The following is a 16,278-nucleotide window of genomic DNA, read 5'->3' as shown; positions in this document are numbered from 1 at the left end:
GTTCTGTGCCGGGATGCCAGTCTGGCTATCGCTCGCCCACTAAGGGAGTGACAAAGCGCGTTGCCCGGTCTTCGTGAGCAAGCGGCTGCGCCAGCAAATGTACCAGCTTGGTGTAAGCCGCCTCGGGCGTCATGGATCCCCCGGAAAGCACGCCAGCATCCGTCAGGCCATGGCCCGCCGAGTACGCGCCCAGGTGAAGGGTTCCCTGTGGACACTGGCTGACCGCCGCGATCAGTTTTCCTTCCCCGCTGGCACGCGCCAGTACCGCTAACAGATCCGGGTCGTCAGGCAGGTTGCCTGCTCCCCAGAGTTGCAACAGTGCTCCCTTGACGCTGTCGTGAGCCAACCAGCTGGAGAGCTGCCAGGCGGCCATGCCTGGCCACAGCGCAATGCGCACTACTTGCCCCTGGGCAAGGCACCTGTAGTCCGGGAGTTCGAAACGGGGGGCGCCGCGCTGATGCATTGCCAGCCCTTGGCTGGGATACAGCACGCAGTCATCGTCTACCCGTTCACCCAGCAGGGGGTAGTTGGGGGAGGCAAACGCGGTCATCGCTTCACAGTGCTGCTTTACCGTTCTGACACCCCGCATCAGGCGTCCCGCAAAGTAGATCGCCACTTCCTGCAGGGCGCTCATAGCCGCAAATTGCAGGGCGCCGCATACGTTGTCCAGAGCATCGCTATTGGCTGCCTCCAGCGGTTGCATGGCCCCCGTCAATATGACCGCCTTGTCCAGCCCCTGAAGCTGATAGGCCAGGCTCGAGGCGCTCCAACTGAGCGTGTCGGTGCCGTGCAGGATGACAAAGCCTCGGTAGGTTGCAAAGCGTTCGGCGATGTCGGCGGCCAGCGTTTGCCACGTCGTGGGCGTGGCGGCGCTGGAGTCGATCAAGCGATCATGGCTGATGATGTCGTAGGCAGGCAATGTCTGCTGGCGAGCGATGGGCAGCTGTTGAAGGGCGTTTTGCAACCTCTCGGCAAAGTTGCCCGCGGGCACCAGACCCTCGGAGGTGGGCTGCATGCCGATCGTACCGCCGGTGTAGATGACCAGTACCCGCTCATGTGGGTAGGGGGTGTCTGTCAAACGAGGAGCGTTACTCATGGCCATGTCCTGGTAAAGGCAAAAAAGAGTTATTGAAGGTAGACGCGCAGCTGACCGCCTTGATCATCCAGCTGCCGATTGCGACCTGCCAGACAGGCAAAGCCGCAACAGACCAGAATCAAGCCGATCAGCAGCCAGGCAATGTGCGCGGTCGAGGCGCCCATCTGCAGCATCACACCCACGCCAAAAGGGCCCAGTGCGGCCAGTGTGTAACCGCCTCCCTGCACCAGCCCGGAAAGCTGTCCAGCCAAGGGTGCGTTGGCGGTGCGGAGTACGAGCAGTGCCAGAGCCAGGCTGAAACTGCCACCCTGACCAAGGCCCAGCAGGACGGCGCCCGGCCAGCGCCAAGCCATCGGGGCAATCAACAGCAGCGCCAAGCCGATGGCCGTGGCGGCCAGTACCATGAGGAGGGCAGGTCGTTGGTCCTTGTGCCAGCGGGCAACCCATGGGGCCGCCAGCGCCGAGGCCAGTTGGCTCATGATGGAGACGGCCATGGTCCAGCCAGCGTCTGCTTCGCTGTAGCCACGGTCGATGAGCAGGGTGGGCAGCCAACCAAACACGATGTAAGCCATGGAAGACTGAATGCCCATGAAGAGCATCACATGCCACGTCAAGGGTTGGCGTAGCAAAGCGGCAAGCGGCACTCGGAAGGTGGGCTGAAGCGATGGCGCTGCGACGGGGCGTGGCGCAAAGCCTGACCATAGCAGCCAGGCTGCCAAGGCCAGTAGTGACCAGCTCATCAGGCTGAGTTGCCAACTGCCCAGCCAAGTCAGTAGCGGGACGCTCAGTCCGGCTCCCAAGGCGCCACCAAAGCAGAGCGCCATGGTGTACAGTCCTGTCAGCAGGTCGGCGCTGTGCGGCAGTTCGCGTTTGACCAGGGCGGGAAGCAGTGTGCCCGCTATCCCGATAGCACCGCCTGCCATGGCCGACCCCAGGTACAGCAACCCTGGCAAGGGAGCGCCCCGTACCAGCAGGCCGGTCGCCAACAGCAGCAGTGCGGCACTCAATGCCCGCTCACTGCCCAGGCGTTTGCTGAGCCAGGGTGCCAGCGGTGCGGCAAGACCCAGGCACAGCACGGGCAGCGTGGTCAAAATGCCGGCCGCGGTAGGCGACAGCCCCGCGCTTTCCTGCAGCCTGTGCAGCAGGGGGGCCACCGACGACATGGCCGGGCGTAGATTGAGCCCAACCACGAACATCAAGAGGATGAAGCTGACGGCGCGGCGTGTCACCATGACGAGCGCTTATTTCATGTAAGGGCGCAGGTCGCCGCGTACGGCATCCAGCAGGGTGATGAAGTGGTAGTCCTGGGGCGTATCGATGGCATCCACACGTACCTGGGTGCGCATGCCTTTGTTGATGTCCAGTTTGTCGTAGATTTCCAGGGTCAGCTTGCGTGCCGGTTTGTCGCCTAATGCAATGGCGCCATCCGCCAAATTGAAGGTTTCCAGCAGTGTCGCTCTGATACGAGTGCTGTTGCCTTCACTCAGCACGCGACGTACGAACAGCCAACCTTCACAAGGCAGGGAAGCGTTGTCATCGCATTCACGCAGAAACAGCGTTCGATAGCAGGCGCCTTCGTTCGAGGCTTTTTCAGCCATGCTGCGATAGGCCTGAATGACCTGTGCCGAGGAAGCGCGGGCATCTTCCAGACGCTGTGAGATCCCCTGATGCTCGCGGCTCAGCTGCTCCTGACGCTGAAAAGTCAGCCACTGGCGATAATCTGCCATCAGTTGTGAAGACGCCATAGTCACTCCATGAATTGGTTCAGCGAAACGCCGGAATATGCGAGGCGATACCTTCGCACATTCCGGTCGTTGGGGCTAGCGGCGAGCGCGACGGCGGCGCTCGCCGCCGTTATTGGCTTGCGGGCTCTCGGACGCGCGACGGGCGCGAGGTTGACGCTGGCTGCGGCGGCCATTTTCGATGGGTTCGGGCTTGGCATTGGGGTCAGGCTCGAAGCCGGGCTCGACGTGCTTGGGCAGCGTTTGATTGATCAGCCGCTCGATGTTCTTGAGCAGGCCATGCTCATCGACGCACACCAGTGATACCGCTTCACCGTTGCTGCCCGCGCGGCCTGTGCGCCCGATGCGGTGCACGTAATCTTCGGCGACGTTGGGCAGGTCAAAGTTGACCACGTGGGGAAGTTCGCTGATATCCAGGCCACGTGCGGCAATGTCGGTGGCGACCAGTACCTGCAGGTCGCCACTCTTGAAGGCCCCGAGCGCTCGAGTACGCGCGCCCTGGCTCTTGTTGCCATGGATCGCCATGGCGGGAATGTCCTGCTTGGTCAGCTGCTCTGCCAGGCGATTGGCGCCGTGCTTGGTACGCGTGAAGACCAGTACTTGAAACCAGCCATGGCGCTGAATCAAATGGGCCAGCAGGTCGCGTTTCTTGTCGCGGTCCACGCGGTAGATGGCCTGCTCGATTTTTTCGGCAGTGGTGTTGCGCGGCGCCACTTCGATCATCGCCGGGTTGTTCAGCAATTGCTGGGCCAAGGCCTGAATCTCGTTGGAGAAGGTGGCCGAGAACAGCAGGTTCTGGCGCTGTTTGGGCACCAGGCGCAGAAGGCGCTTGATGTCGTGGATGAAGCCCATGTCGAGCATACGGTCGGCTTCATCGAGCACCAGTATTTCCACGCCAGACAGATCCACGTGCCCCTGCTGGTGAAGGTCCAGCAGGCGGCCAGGGGTAGCCACCAGTACGTCCAGGCCGGCTTTCAGGGCGTCTACCTGGGGCTGTTGGCCGACACCGCCGAAAATGATATGCGAGCGCAGTGACAAGTGCTGCCCGTAAGCGGTGACGCTTTCACCGACCTGGGCGGCCAGCTCCCGAGTAGGGGTCAGAACCAGTGCACGGACCTGGCGTTTGCCGGGGCGTTTGCCTTGCATCAGGCGTTGCAGCATGGGCAGCGTGAAGCCTGCGGTTTTGCCGGTGCCCGTCTGGGCGCTGGCCAGCAGGTCTCGGCCTTCTAGTACGACGGGAATGGCCTGGCGTTGAATCGGGGTGGGCTGATGATAGCCCTGTGCGCCAATGGCGCTGAGTAGATCAGGGTGCAGACCAAGGTCAGAAAAGCTCATGCATTCTCCGCAGTCGCCACTCCCTCACTCTCTAAGTGAGGGGGTGGCGTCATGTTCAAGATACGAGGATGTAATTGCGCCATGAGGGCGCATCTAAGAATCAGATCGGGCAGCCACGACGGGCGTTCTAAAGCCACGCAGCCATTGCCCGCAGGGCTGCGTGGAAGTGATGGGGTGCGCTTGCGAAAGGCGCTGGCGCCGAGTGTAACACGAAAGTCTCACTCAGCGCTGTCGATGCGGACGTGAATTAGCCGCCAGTGAAATAGCCATTGCGCCGAATCTGCTCGGCGATTTCCACGCTCAGCAGGTTCCAGCTTTCACCCAGCGCGCGTACCAGGGCAGGGTAGCCATCTTCTTCCAGGGGCGTTTGCGTAGTGAAGCTTTGCAGTGTGACCAGGCTATTGTCTGCGCGGCGCAGCTGCCACTGCCCGCTGGCTACCGCCATGCCATCGTGGCGCCCCTGGAACTGATCCACCTCCACTGAAAGCGTCAAGGCGTCTGGCAGGGCGCCCTCTGAACGCACCACCTGCAGCTGGGGAAGCTGCTGGGCCAACTGCGCTCGCAGGCTACGTTCCAGCTGACGGCCAATGCCCTCGGCCCACTGGTGTTCACGAGCCTGGTTCAACGTGATGTCGTCCAACTGCATGACGATGCCATCCACGTCCAGATAGTGCGCCAAGCGTGGAGCGCGGATGGCCAGCGTGCCCGTGGGCTGGCTAGGGGCGCTGCTGGCCGCGGGGCTGGGCAGCATGTAGCGAGCTGGGGGAGTGACGCTGCTTGCGCACGCGGTCAGGGCCATGCAGGCAGTGGCAATGATCAGCAGTCGTGTAAAAGGTTGAATCATGGTCTCTCCTGTCAGCGCGGGGCGCGGGGCGTCGGGTCCTGGGTGTCGAGGTTATCGAACAGCAGGGCGCGAGGATTTTCATTCAGCGTACGCGTAAGGGGCTGCAGGTCTCGCATCAGGCGGTCCAGCCGCTCGATGGCCGTGGTCAGCTCCTGATAGGCGGGCGACGACGGCGATACCCCCTGCAGTGTGCTGCGCAGCTCTTCCAGCGTGCTGTTCAAATTGCCGCCAATCGCGCGAGTATCCGGGTCGCTCAACAGTTCGTTGATCGAGCGGCTGACGTCACGCACTTCGTTGAGCACATGCTCTGAGGCTTGCAAATTGCGGTCCAGGCCTGCCAGTAGTGGTTCGACCTCGAGTGCGTTGAGCTTTTCCAGCAGATCGGTAATCTGCCCCTGAATCTGGGCAAAGCCACCGGCGACGGTGGGGAATACCGTCCGTTCCGAGAAAGTTTCCGCTATGTATTCATCGGCCAGGTCGCGCTGGAAGTTCAGATCGACGAACAGCGCCCCGGTGAGCAGACTGCCGTTTTTCAGCGATGCGCGCAGTCCCAGGCCAAACATTCTGGTGAAGCGATTGTCCCAATCTTCCAGATCGATATCTGAATTTTCGATGCCCAGCCGTTGTGGCTCGATGCGAATCAGTACCGGTATCGCGAACCGCGCTCTGGAATCTGGTTGAGGCGCGGTAAAATTCCAGGGTACCGCTGCCACGGTACCTATGCGCACGCCGCGAAACTCCACCGGCGCTCCGCGAGAAAGACCACGCACCGTGTCGTCGACCAGCAGCACGTATTCCAGATAGCGGTTGAAGGTACCTTCGCGGGCGTCGTCTTCATCGGCGTAAAGATTGAAGCGCGCGTTATGCTCAACGGGTCGTCCCATGGGCAGATCTTCGGGCACGCCAAAGGTCACACCGCCGCCCAGCAATGCTTCGAGCGATTCGACATTGACCCGAAAGCCATTGGCATCCAGGCGAAAATCGACGCCGCTGGCCGTCCAGAACCGGGTGCTGTCGGTCACCAATTGGGAATAGGGTTCTTCGATGAAAACCTGGTGATACATGGTGCGCGAATCCGCATCGAAACGGGTATCTTCGACGCGACCAACGGTATAGCCCTGATAGGAAACCGGGTCGCCGACGCGCAGGGAGTTGCCCAGTTGGCTGACCAGGCTGATTTGAAGTCCGGCCTGTCCTGCCGTGGCCACCGGCGGCACGTCGCTGACGGAGAACTCCCTTCTCGGTTCGTCCGATTGGCCGGGCTCCAATTGAAGGTAGGCTCCGGATAGCACGGTGCCCAGGCCGCTGATGCCTTCGCGACCAATGCGCGGCTTGACGACCCAGAATCGGCTGTCCTCTCTGAGCATGGCTTCGGCTTCGGGCTGGATTCGGGCGGTCATCACGGCTTGTGAGAGGTCATCCGACAGGCGCACGCTTTGTACGCGACCAATCTCGACGTTGCGGCTGCGTATCAAGGTGCTGCCTGCCTCGATGCCTTCGGCGTTGCTCATGGTCAACGTGATCAAGGTGCCACGGCTGGTGTAGTTGTCATACACCAGCCACAGGCCAATGATGACGGCCACGAGCGGTACGATCCAGATGGGCGACAGGCGTGTCTGCCGAGAGGCTTTGGCTCGGTGGAGTTCGTTGTCAGTATCGGTGTTGGGGGTTACATCATTAGCCATCAATAGCGTCCTTGGTGGCCGTCGTGCGGCGGGCAGGGCGTGGAGTCGGGGAGTCCCAGATCAAGCGAGAGTCGAACGTCATGGCGGCCAGCATGGTCAGCACGACCACGGCGCCAAAAGCGAGTGCTGCGGGGCCGGGGGTGATCGACATCAGCGAACCGGCACGGATCAGGGCAACGAGGATCGCTACCACGAATACATCCACCATGGACCAGCGGCCAATGAACTCGGTGATGCGATATAGCCGCGTGCGGCTGTTGGCGTTGAGCTCGTCGCTGCGATTGATCATCAGGCATAACCATACCAGCGCGACCAATTTGCCGACAGGCACAATGACACTGGCAATGAAAATCACCGCAGCCACGGGCCAGGACCCCATTTGCAGGAGCTGCACGACACCGCCAATGATGGTCGAGGGTGCCGTATGGCCAAGGCTGGTAGTGGTCATGATGGGGTAGACATTGGCAGGAATATACATGATCGCCGCAGCAAAGAGCAGCGCCCAGGTGCGCTGCAAGCTGTACGGAAGCCGCGTGTGCAATTTTTCGTGGCAGCGAACGCACCGTCCATGGCCTTTTTCCAGGCGGTTGACCAGCCCGCAGGTGGGGCAGCCCGTCACGTTTTGGCTCGCCGCCGTGGCACCCGTCAGGGTGCCTTCCGGGGCCAGTGGCTCGCCCTCCAATGAAAACCACATCCAGTCCGCGTCGATGGACTGTGTGGTCATCAGCAGCAGGATTGCGAACACACAGAAGGCCCAAAAGGAGATGCCCAGCTCGATCTGTGCCATGCCGGCCACTTTGATCAGGCTGACCAGCGCGCCGATGATGAATACATCGGCCATCATCCAGGGGGTCAGGTGGGCCAGCGAGCGAGCGATATCACGACTCAATGGCAGCGGGCGGGCGCGCAGTAACCCGAACTGCAGCCAGATGACCCCTGTCAAGTAGACCGCAGGCAGTACCACGATGGTCATGATCACTGCGATGGCCACGACAGGCTGATGAAAATTGATCAGCGCCGTGGCCGTCTGGGTCAGCTCGATGCGGTTGCCGATACCGCCTACGCTGAAGCTGACGAAAGGAAACGAAACGGCCAGGATGAGTGCCACCAGTGAGGCAATGGCCAGTGCCATGCTACGTTGCGCGGGGTAGCGGTGGCGCTTGACCAGCACATGGGAGCATCGTGGGCAGGAGGCCTTCTCACCCGAGCCCAAAGGGGGCAGGGCCGAGACCCAGTCGCACTCATGGCAGGCGCGCAGCCGCCTGCGCTGAACGCGTGCCTCGGGGGGCGTGCAGTCCACGGCGGGGGTATGCATGGAAAGGGTGGGTCGTTTCATGAAAGAGACATCAGGTAATGGCAAACTCTCGATAGTTGGCGCATTTTAAATCAATATAGAGCCGAGACGTGAGTGTCGAATCAGAGTCAACACGCTTCTCTTGAACTCGGTGCTTGACTCCGCCTCCCGGTTCGACAAGGATGCAGCCGCGATAGTGCCTAATACGATGACATTAAGGAACCGAAATGTTGCTTGCCTTTGTAGCAGTGGTGGTAGGGCTCGTCCTGCTGATCTGGAGTGCTGAAAAATTTATCGATGGCGCTGCTGCTACCTCGCGGTGGTTGGGGTTGTCGCCACTGCTGATCGGTATGCTGGTGATCGGATTCGGAACGTCGGCCCCTGAAATGATGGTCTCCGTACTGGCGGCCATGCAGGGTAATCCCGGGCTGGCGGTTGGCAATGCTTACGGATCCAATATTGCCAACATAGGGCTGGTGCTGGGTTTTGTGGCGCTTATAGCGCCGCTGGCGGTGCACTCCAGCGTTATTCGCAAGGAGATGCCGCTATTGGTGGCGGTCATGCTGCTGACCGGTTACATGTTGATGGATGGCTGGATTTCCCGCGGTGAGGCAGTGTTGCTGCTGGCCGCGCTGGGGATCTTCATTACGGTCAGTATCATCCAGTCACGGCGTCATCAGGCGGATGCACTGACCGATGAAGTGACGGAGAGCCTGGACAGCAAGCCGCTGTCACGTGGTAAAGCAGTGATGTGGACGCTGGTGGGGTTAGTGCTGTTGGTGGCCAGCTCGCGTCTGTTGGTGTGGGGCGCGGTAGAAATTGCCGTAGGATTTGGTGTCAGCGATCTCATCATCGGTTTGACGGTGGTGGCCGTCGGTACGTCGCTACCCGAGCTTGCCTCGTCCATCAGTGCCTTGAGGCGTAAAGAGCACGATATGGTGCTGGGCAACGTGGTGGGCTCCAATCTGTTCAATAGTTTGGCCGTGGTAGGGTTGGCGGGTGTCATCACACCTATCGAAGTGGGTCGTGAGGTGCTGGTGCGTGACTGGAGTGTCATGACCTTTATGACGCTTATGATGGTGCTCTTCGCATTTTCTTGGCGTGGTCGCCCACGGCGTATCAACCGCGTTGAAGGCGGTGTTCTCTTCGCCATTTTTATCGCCTACACAGGCTATATGGTCAGCATTGTGGTGATGTCTTAAACGATTGCACCGAAAAATGGTGGTTTGTCTGAGGAGTATGCGTCAATGCGACACAGCTTTTCAGGCAAACTATCGCTGTATAACGGCGCTCGAAACGTTAAACTACAACACATGTAAAGAATAAGCTTAGTGCTTATAACTAAAATGCAGCGCCATTAAGGCTCAACTAAGCTTGTGACACCCATTGATGGGATTTTAATCCAGGTCTTAGGAGCGTGTGATGGAACTCGACCCCCTTTTACTATCGCGAATGCAGTTCGCCTTCGTTGTATCGTTTCATGCGATTTTTCCGGTCTTCACCATCGGTCTGGCGTCTTACATAGCGCTGCTTCATGGGCTGTTCTTCAAGACCAACAACCCCGCTTGGGACCGCCTGGCACTGTTCTGGACCAAGGTGTTTGCCGTGGTTTTCGGAATGGGCGTCGTCTCCGGGATCGTCATGTCTTTCCAGTTTGGCACCAACTGGAGCAACTTCTCCCAGGCGGCCTCCAACTTCCTCGGGCCGGTGCTCAGCTACGAGGTCGTTACCGCTTTCTTCCTTGAGGCGGCATTCCTCGGTGTCCTGCTCTTTGGCCGAGGCAAGGTGCCACAAGGGGTTCACCTGTTTGCTGCCATCATGGTGGCGATCGGTACTTTCATTTCGTCGTTCTGGATTCTTTCTGCCAACAGCTGGATGCATACGCCGGCAGGGGTAGAACTCATCGACTATCGGTTCCACGTGGTTTCCTGGACCGAAGCGATATTCAATCCCTCCTTTCCTTACCGCTTCGCGCACATGGCCATGGCATCTTTTCTGACCGGTGGCTTCGTGGTGGCCGGTGTGAGTGCCTGGTTCCTGCTGCGTGGTCGCGACCCGGAAGCCAACCGTCGAGCGCTTTCCATGTGCCTTTGGTTGCTGCTGTTTCTGGCGCCAGCCCAGGCGGTCGTGGGGGACTTCCATGGTTTGAATACTCTGGAGCACCAGCCGGCCAAAGTGGCGGCCATGGAAGGGCATTGGGAAACCTCTGGCAACGTTCCGTTGCTGCTGTTCGCCATTCCGGACCAGGAAGCGCAAACCAATCGCTTTGAAATCGGTATCCCCAATCTTGCCAGTCTCATACTGACCCACTCTACGGATGGGGTTATTCAGGGGCTGAATGAATTTGCTCCTGAAGAGCAGCCACCGGTCTGGATCGTCTTCTGGGCGTTCCGCGTGATGGTAGGGATCGGACTGTTGATGATTGCCACCGCCCTGATAGGACTGTTGCTGCGTCGCAAAGGCAAATTCCATCAGCACACCGGGTTCCTCAAGACGCTGGTGTACATGATCCCCATGCCGTTCGTCGCCGTGCTGGCTGGTTGGATCGTGACCGAGTCAGGACGTGCCCCATGGCTGGTATACGGCATGATGACCCATGCGGAAGGCGTTACGCCTTCGCTAACCGGCCCCATGGCGCTGTTTACGCTGGTGGGCTACGTGCTGGTGTACGCGGTGGTGTTCTATGCCGGTATCTACTATCTGACCCGCGTGGTGCGTAACGGCATGCTGCCCAAGGAAGAGCGTGAAGCGGCAGGCGACAATTTCAGACGCCCCATGCGTCCACTGTCGGCCACGGAAACTCCCTTTGATGACGATGTCGACCCGGTGAGGAACTGAGACATGGAAATGTTTGATCTGACGATAATTTGGGCAGGCATTATCGGGTTCGGACTGATGATGTACGTGCTGATGGACGGTTTCGATCTGGGGCTTGGGATTCTGTATCCCTTCGCCCCGGACGAAGACGCCCGGGATGTGATGATGAACTCCGTGGCGCCGGTCTGGGACGGCAACGAGACCTGGCTGGTGCTGGCGGGTGCCGGTTTGCTCGGGGCTTTCCCGCTGGTCTATTCGGTCTTCCTGCCCGCACTCTATATTGGTGTGTTCTTGATGCTGGCGGGGCTTGTTTTCCGGGGTGTGGCCTTCGAGTTCCGCTTCAAGTCCCGGCGCAATCGTCGCTGGTGGAACCGCGCCTTCTGCTGGGGCTCCGGCGTGGCCGCTTTCGCTCAAGGGGCGGTGGTTGGTGCTTACATTCAGGGGTTTCATGTCGAAAACTTTGCCTTTGCAGGTGGCGCTTTCGATTGGCTGACGCCATTCTCGGTACTGACCGGCTTCGGCCTGATGGCAGGTTATGCGTTACTGGGAGCCACCTGGCTGATCTTGAAATCCGAGGGCCACATTCAGGAGTGGGCGTACAAGATCACCCCGCTGCTGTTGGCGCTGGTACTGGGCGTCTTCGGTATCATCAGCATCTGGACTCCGTTCGTGAATCCGGTGGTCTGGGAGCGCTGGTTCGGTCATTTGCAACTGATCTGGGTGTTCCCGGCATTGGCGCTGCTGTCGGCTTTCATGGTGTATCGCTCCGTGAAACGTCGTGACGAGGGCATTCCCTTTGTAGCCACCATCGGCATCTACGTGTTCACTTACCTGGGGCTGATCGTCAGCAAGTGGCCCATCATCGTGCCCCCCAACTACACGCTGTGGGATGCCGCCTCCGCCCCTGAATCTCAGCTGTTCCTGCTGATCGGTGTGCTGTTCGTCATTCCGATTATCCTGACCTATACCGCCTGGACCTACTGGGTCTTCCGCGGCAAGGTGCGCGTCGGCGAAGGGTACCACTGATTCATGGCCCCTCCAGCGGCCCAGTCGAATTCGTTGACGCCGCGCCGTTGGCTGAGCACGCTGGCTCGTCGTGAGCGTGCTCGGCTGGCGCTGGCGGCGTGCTTCGGCGTGCTGTCCGGCGCTCAGACGATCTTGCTGGTGGTCGGGTTGGCGTGGTCGATCGAGCAACTGGTCGTTCATGGCCGCTCACCTGTCACGCTGGTGCCCGTGCTGCTCGGCCTGGTGGTCGCCGTGGCGTTGCGCTCACTGTTTCTTGCCCTGCAAGAGTCGTTCAGTGCAACTGCCAGCTTGCGCATTCGTCAGTACGCTCGGGAGCAGGTCTTGAACAAGGTCGCCGCGCTAGGCCCGGTCTGGATGACGCGGCAGCAGAGCGGGGCCCTGGCGACCCAGTCGGTCGAGCACATCGAAGCCCTCGATGGCTATTTCGCGCGCTTCCTCCCGCAAATGCGCATCGTGCTTTTGCTGCCACTGCTGATTGCCGTCGTGGTGGGCTGGCTCGATTATCTGGTGGCCATCTTCTTGCTGCTCTCTGCGCCATTGATTCCGCTGTTCATGGCGCTGGTCGGCATGGGGGCAGAGCGTCTCAACAAGGAGCAGTTTGCTTCCGTTGCCAGGCTCTCGGCGCATTTCGTCGACCGCGTACGCGGCATGACGACGTTGCAGCTATTTGGTCATACGCGTGCTGCCCAGCAGGACGTCTGGTATGCCACCGACCAGTATCGCCGCCTGAGCATGCGCACTCTCAGGCTGGCATTTCTCTCGTCAGCGGTATTGGAATTTTTTGCCTCGGTGGCCATCGCCGTCGTCGCCATGTACGTGGGGCTTGGTCTGTTGGGCTATATCGATTACGGTCCTTCCCCCTCGCTGACCCTGTTCAGTGGTCTGGCGGTGTTGCTACTGGCTCCGGAGTTCTTCCAGCCCTTGCGAACCCTCTCGCAGCATTATCACGACCGTGCTGCGGCGCTGGGGGCGGCAGAGAGTATCGTGACCATCCTCGATGAGCCTGACGTGGTGCCGACCCGGTTTGACGCCCCCGTCGAACCAGATGCATCGATTGAATTGGTGGATGTCGAGGTGGGCTATGGTCGGCACTCGGCGGTCTTGACGGGCGTCTCGGCCACGATACGTCAGGCAGATGTGGTGGTCATTACCGGAGAGTCAGGCAGTGGCAAATCTTCCTTGCTGGCGCTGATGGCCGGTTTTATGGCGCCTCTGCGTGGCGCTTGCAGAGTCCGCCAGGGCGAGCAAGTGGCGTGGCTGGATCAATCACCCTGCATCATTCAAGGCTCGTTGGCCGATAATCTGCGCCTGGCGGCGCCTGATGCGACACCGGCTGCTATGCAGGAGGCCCTGGAAAACGCAGGCCTGGGTGAATTGTTGGCTGCCTTGCCCCATGGCCTGGAGACGGTGGTAGGGGAGCGCGGGGTCGGCTTGTCGGGGGGTCAGGCGCAGCGCTTGACCCTGGCTAGAGTATTTCTCAGCCAGGCACCGCTGGTGTTGTTGGATGAGCCCACCGCTAGCCTTGATTCGGCGACGGAAAAGAGCGTGATCGACGCACTGCTGGCCTGGTCGGCGGAAGGGCGAACGTTGGTCATGGCAACACATCACCCTGCGGTGATGGCCGTTGCCACTCGCCACTGGGTGTGTCGAGACGGCCAGCTTCACGAGGTGGCGCCATGAAGTTTCTGCACAATGACCTGAGCCCATGGCTGGCGCTCATGTTAAGGCGCAGGCAGCGCTTCCTCGTGGGTGCACTGCTGGTATGGGTAACGTTGATGGCGGGCCTTGCGCTGCTGGGTTTGTCCGGCTGGTTCATTGCGGCGTGTGCCCTGGCGGGCATTGCATTGGCTGCCGGGTTGCCGTCATCGCTGGATATTTATGTGCCCGGCGGCGGCATTCGTTTTTTTGCCTTGCTGCGCACTGTCGCTCGATATACCGAGCGGCTCTACAACCACAATACCGTGCTGACGCTGCTGGCGGATTTACGCTATCGCGTCTTTGGTGACTTGACGCGCCTGGATGACGCATCGCTGCGGCGTCGGCGAGTCGGTGAGTGGTTGAGTCGCCTGACGTCGGATATCGATGCCCTGGATAGCCTGTATCTACGCCTGCTGGTGCCACCAGTAGTGGCCTTGTTGAGTGTCTGGATCGTTGCAGGTTTCATCGCTATTTGGTTGCCGCTGGTGGGAGCCGTCGTGGCCTGTGTATTGACGCTGCTGTGGCTGGTCATCACCCTGGGCTTTGCCAGGCTGGGTTTCACCAACAGCCATCGGCAAGTGGATGATCAGGAGGAGCTTCGGCGGCTGGTGTTGGATCAGGTGCAGGCGTCCGCTGAGCTGATGAGCTACCGAACCAGTGACTGGTATCACAGAAAAATACGATCTCACGAACAGCAAGCGCTGGATAACCAGCGTCAGTTGGCCGTGAAGGCCGCGCTGGGAAATGCGCTACTGATGGCGGTAACGGGGCTGTTGATCATTGGTGTGCTCTGGTTGGGGAGTCTGGCACTGGCTGAACAGCGCGTGGTGGGCCCCATCATGGTCATGGCCGTGATTGCCGTGTTTGGTATCAATGAAGTGTTGGCCAGCCTGCCTGCCGCTTTTGTGCGGTTTGGCACCAGCCACGGGGCGGCTCAGCGGCTGAATGCCCTGCAGGCGACACAAGGGCAAACGCGGGTGGGCTCGCTTCCGGATGACGAGGGTGGCCATGCCCTGCAACTGCGTGAGGTCATGTTCCGTTATCCTGATGCGGCGAGCTGGGCGATATGTCAGGTTTCTCTGACGCTGCCTGCCGGTCAACGTGGTGCCATCATGGGTATTTCGGGTTCGGGCAAATCGACGCTGGCCAATTTGATCATGGGCCGTATCTCTCCCACTGAAGGGGATGTGTGGGTGGCCGAGCATGCACCCTCTGTCATTACCCTCGAAAGTAGCGCAGCACATATGGGGTATCTGCCCCAGCAAATAGACCTGTTCGATGGATCGCTGGCCGATAACCTGAGGATCGCCAAGCCTGACGCGACAGACGAAGAGCTTTGGCAGGTGCTTGCCCAGGTCGCTCTCTCGGACTGGGCGAAACGCCAGCCTCGTCAGTTGGCGACTCAGGTGGGAGAAAGAGGGCAGCAGCTTTCAGGCGGGCAGGCGCGCAGAGTGGCGTTGGCGAGGCTGTTCTTACGCTCGCCCTCGGTGGTATTGCTGGATGAGCCCTTCGCGGGAGTGGATGCGGCAACCGCCCGGCACGTGGCGGCCTCGCTGGACGCCTGGTTGGTAGGCCGTACGGCGATTTTCTTTGTTCATCAAGTGGATGATGCGGCTCTGGTGCCGGGTTTGGCTCATCAATGGCGGCTTGATGGTGGTAAGTTAATTCACGATACTTCATTTTGATATTCACCGAATCGGCAAGTAGGCGGCGACCATGAACGACTTTTTACGGCACCTTCCCAAGGCTGAGCTTCACTTGCATATCGAAGGTTCTCTCGAGCCGGAACTGATGTTCCAACTGGCGGAACGCAACGGCATCGAACTCCCCTATGCCACGGTCGAAGAGGCCAAGGCAGCTTACGATTTCAAAGACCTGCAAGGGTTTCTGAATCTTTATTACCAGGGCATGAACGTCTTGCGCAGTGAACGGGACTTCTATGACCTGGCCATGGATTATTTCAAGCGTGCCCGTTCGGAAGGCGTGCTGCATATCGATATGCACTTCGACCCCCAGGCGCATCTGCAGCGTGGAGTGCCTCTGGAGGTGGTCATGGCGGGACTGCTCAGGGCCAAACAGGAGGCCGAGAGCCAGCTGGACCTTTCAGTGGGCATGATCATGGCCTTCCTGAGAGATCGTCCAGCCGACGAGGCACTGCACGTTCTCGAGCAGGCGGCACCCTACTGGAAAATACTGGATGCCATTGGCCTGGACAGCGCCGAGCGTGACAACCCGCCCGAGAAGTTTCAGGCCCTGTTTGCGCGCGCCAAGGAGCTTGGGCTGGTGCGTGTGGCCCATGCGGGCGAGGAGGGGCCTGCCGCTTACATTACGCAAGCCCTGGACCTGTTGGACGTTCAGCGCATCGACCACGGCGTGCGCTGTCTCGAAAGCGAAGACGTCGTGCAGCGTCTCAAGGAGTCCCAGACGGTACTGACCGTGTGCCCGCTCTCCAATGTCAGCCTGAAAGTGGTCGATCAATTGGATCAGCATCCGCTACCGGCGTTGTTGGAAGCGGGTCTGAAGGTCACCATCAGCTCTGACGATCCTGCCTATTTTGGTGGTGGGCTGCTCGAAAATCATATCGCCTGTGCCGATGCCTTTGGCTGGGGAGAAGATACCTTCAAATGGCTGAATCGCAATGCCATGGAAGAAGCCTTCGTCAGCGACGCGCGGCGCGCCGAACTGCTGAAGCGCCTGGAGGCAGCCTGATACAGCCTGCCGCCGCCCCTATGGGCGGCGGC

Annotated in this window: 13 protein-coding genes; 6 read left to right on the top strand and 7 right to left on the bottom strand. The window is 60.1% G+C overall.

Going from position 1 to position 16,278, the window contains the following annotated elements; translation table 11 throughout:
• Positions 1 to 25 precede the first annotated feature (25 nt).
• The 7 genes from RVM26_RS07035 to RVM26_RS07005 form a co-directional block, all read right to left on the bottom strand.
• Positions 26 to 1,096: an asparaginase gene (locus tag RVM26_RS07035; protein WP_287805969.1), complete on the bottom strand. Its 1,071-nt coding sequence runs from the start codon at positions 1,094 to 1,096 to the stop codon at positions 26 to 28.
• A gap of 29 nt (positions 1,097 to 1,125) precedes the next feature.
• Positions 1,126 to 2,328, bottom strand: a complete 1,203-nt coding sequence (locus RVM26_RS07030; protein ID WP_287805972.1) for an MFS transporter — start codon at positions 2,326 to 2,328, stop codon at positions 1,126 to 1,128.
• A gap of 9 nt (positions 2,329 to 2,337) precedes the next feature.
• Complete coding sequence (locus RVM26_RS07025) at positions 2,338 to 2,841, bottom strand: hypothetical protein (RefSeq protein WP_039182141.1); 504 nt, start codon at positions 2,839 to 2,841, stop codon at positions 2,338 to 2,340.
• A gap of 75 nt (positions 2,842 to 2,916) precedes the next feature.
• Positions 2,917 to 4,173, bottom strand: a complete 1,257-nt coding sequence (locus RVM26_RS07020; protein ID WP_039182139.1) for a DEAD/DEAH box helicase — start codon at positions 4,171 to 4,173, stop codon at positions 2,917 to 2,919.
• A 247-nt stretch (positions 4,174 to 4,420) separates the two neighbouring features.
• Complete coding sequence (locus RVM26_RS07015; protein WP_287805977.1) at positions 4,421 to 5,017, bottom strand: PqiC family protein; 597 nt, start codon at positions 5,015 to 5,017, stop codon at positions 4,421 to 4,423.
• 11 nt (positions 5,018 to 5,028) lie between these two features.
• Positions 5,029 to 6,702, bottom strand: coding sequence for an intermembrane transport protein PqiB (gene pqiB / locus RVM26_RS07010; RefSeq protein WP_039182135.1), 1,674 nt, complete (start codon positions 6,700 to 6,702; stop codon positions 5,029 to 5,031).
• Positions 6,695 to 8,038 (bottom strand): PqiA/YebS family transporter subunit, encoded by a 1,344-nt coding sequence (locus RVM26_RS07005; RefSeq protein WP_287805981.1) that lies wholly within the window; start codon positions 8,036 to 8,038, stop codon positions 6,695 to 6,697. The genes pqiB and RVM26_RS07005 overlap by 8 nt, the downstream gene beginning before the upstream one ends.
• Before the next feature lie 185 nt (positions 8,039 to 8,223).
• Here RVM26_RS07005 and RVM26_RS07000 point away from each other — a divergent pair, with 185 nt between their 5' ends.
• The 6 genes from RVM26_RS07000 to RVM26_RS06975 all read left to right on the top strand — a co-directional run bounded on the left by RVM26_RS07000 (position 8,224) and on the right by RVM26_RS06975 (position 16,246).
• A complete protein-coding gene (locus tag RVM26_RS07000; protein ID WP_287805984.1) occupies positions 8,224 to 9,198 on the top strand; it encodes a calcium/sodium antiporter in 975 nt (324 codons plus the stop codon).
• 220 nt (positions 9,199 to 9,418) lie between these two features.
• Positions 9,419 to 10,834: a cytochrome ubiquinol oxidase subunit I gene (locus RVM26_RS06995; RefSeq protein WP_062360351.1), complete on the top strand. Its 1,416-nt coding sequence runs from the start codon at positions 9,419 to 9,421 to the stop codon at positions 10,832 to 10,834.
• A 3-nt stretch (positions 10,835 to 10,837) separates the two neighbouring features.
• Positions 10,838 to 11,839, top strand: coding sequence for a cytochrome d ubiquinol oxidase subunit II (gene cydB / locus RVM26_RS06990; RefSeq protein WP_054644964.1), 1,002 nt, complete (start codon positions 10,838 to 10,840; stop codon positions 11,837 to 11,839).
• Between the two features lie 3 nt (positions 11,840 to 11,842).
• A complete protein-coding gene (gene cydD, locus RVM26_RS06985; protein ID WP_172416231.1) occupies positions 11,843 to 13,519 on the top strand; it encodes a thiol reductant ABC exporter subunit CydD in 1,677 nt (558 codons plus the stop codon).
• Positions 13,516 to 15,222, top strand: a complete 1,707-nt coding sequence (gene cydC, locus RVM26_RS06980; protein ID WP_287805988.1) for a thiol reductant ABC exporter subunit CydC — start codon at positions 13,516 to 13,518, stop codon at positions 15,220 to 15,222. Before cydD ends, cydC begins: the two co-directional genes overlap by 4 nt.
• Positions 15,223 to 15,253: 31 nt before the next feature.
• The gene (locus tag RVM26_RS06975; RefSeq protein ID WP_498941496.1) at positions 15,254 to 16,246 is read left to right on the top strand and encodes an adenosine deaminase family protein; all 993 of its coding nucleotides are present in this window, start codon (positions 15,254 to 15,256) and stop codon (positions 16,244 to 16,246) included.
• Positions 16,247 to 16,278: the final 32 nt, after the last annotated feature.

Origin of the sequence: Halomonas sp. KM072 (assembly GCF_050710315.1) — a bacterium.
Classification (GTDB): Bacteria; Pseudomonadota; Gammaproteobacteria; order Pseudomonadales; family Halomonadaceae; genus Vreelandella; species Vreelandella hamiltonii.
The sequence above is the reverse complement of the archived record's forward strand: the minus strand, read 5'-3'. Positions and strand labels throughout refer to the sequence as shown.

Excerpts from the sequence above, each read along its gene's own strand:
- RVM26_RS07025 (WP_039182141.1), bottom strand. The coding sequence starts at position 2,841 with ATGGCGTCTTCACAACTGATGGCAGATTATCGCCAGTGGCTGACTTTT.
- cydB (WP_054644964.1), top strand. The coding sequence starts at position 10,838 with ATGGAAATGTTTGATCTGACGATAATTTGGGCAGGCATTATCGGGTTC.
- RVM26_RS07015 (WP_287805977.1), bottom strand. The coding sequence starts at position 5,017 with ATGATTCAACCTTTTACACGACTGCTGATCATTGCCACTGCCTGCATG.
- cydC (WP_287805988.1), top strand. The coding sequence starts at position 13,516 with ATGAAGTTTCTGCACAATGACCTGAGCCCATGGCTGGCGCTCATGTTA.
- RVM26_RS07000 (WP_287805984.1), top strand. The coding sequence starts at position 8,224 with ATGTTGCTTGCCTTTGTAGCAGTGGTGGTAGGGCTCGTCCTGCTGATC.
- RVM26_RS07020 (WP_039182139.1), bottom strand. The coding sequence starts at position 4,173 with ATGAGCTTTTCTGACCTTGGTCTGCACCCTGATCTACTCAGCGCCATT.
- RVM26_RS07030 (WP_287805972.1), bottom strand. The coding sequence starts at position 2,328 with ATGGTGACACGCCGCGCCGTCAGCTTCATCCTCTTGATGTTCGTGGTT.
- RVM26_RS06995 (WP_062360351.1), top strand. The coding sequence starts at position 9,419 with ATGGAACTCGACCCCCTTTTACTATCGCGAATGCAGTTCGCCTTCGTT.
- RVM26_RS07005 (WP_287805981.1), bottom strand. The coding sequence starts at position 8,038 with ATGAAACGACCCACCCTTTCCATGCATACCCCCGCCGTGGACTGCACG.
- pqiB (WP_039182135.1), bottom strand. The coding sequence starts at position 6,702 with ATGGCTAATGATGTAACCCCCAACACCGATACTGACAACGAACTCCAC.
- RVM26_RS06975 (WP_498941496.1), top strand. The coding sequence starts at position 15,254 with ATGAACGACTTTTTACGGCACCTTCCCAAGGCTGAGCTTCACTTGCAT.
- cydD (WP_172416231.1), top strand. The coding sequence starts at position 11,843 with ATGGCCCCTCCAGCGGCCCAGTCGAATTCGTTGACGCCGCGCCGTTGG.
- RVM26_RS07035 (WP_287805969.1), bottom strand. The coding sequence starts at position 1,096 with ATGAGTAACGCTCCTCGTTTGACAGACACCCCCTACCCACATGAGCGG.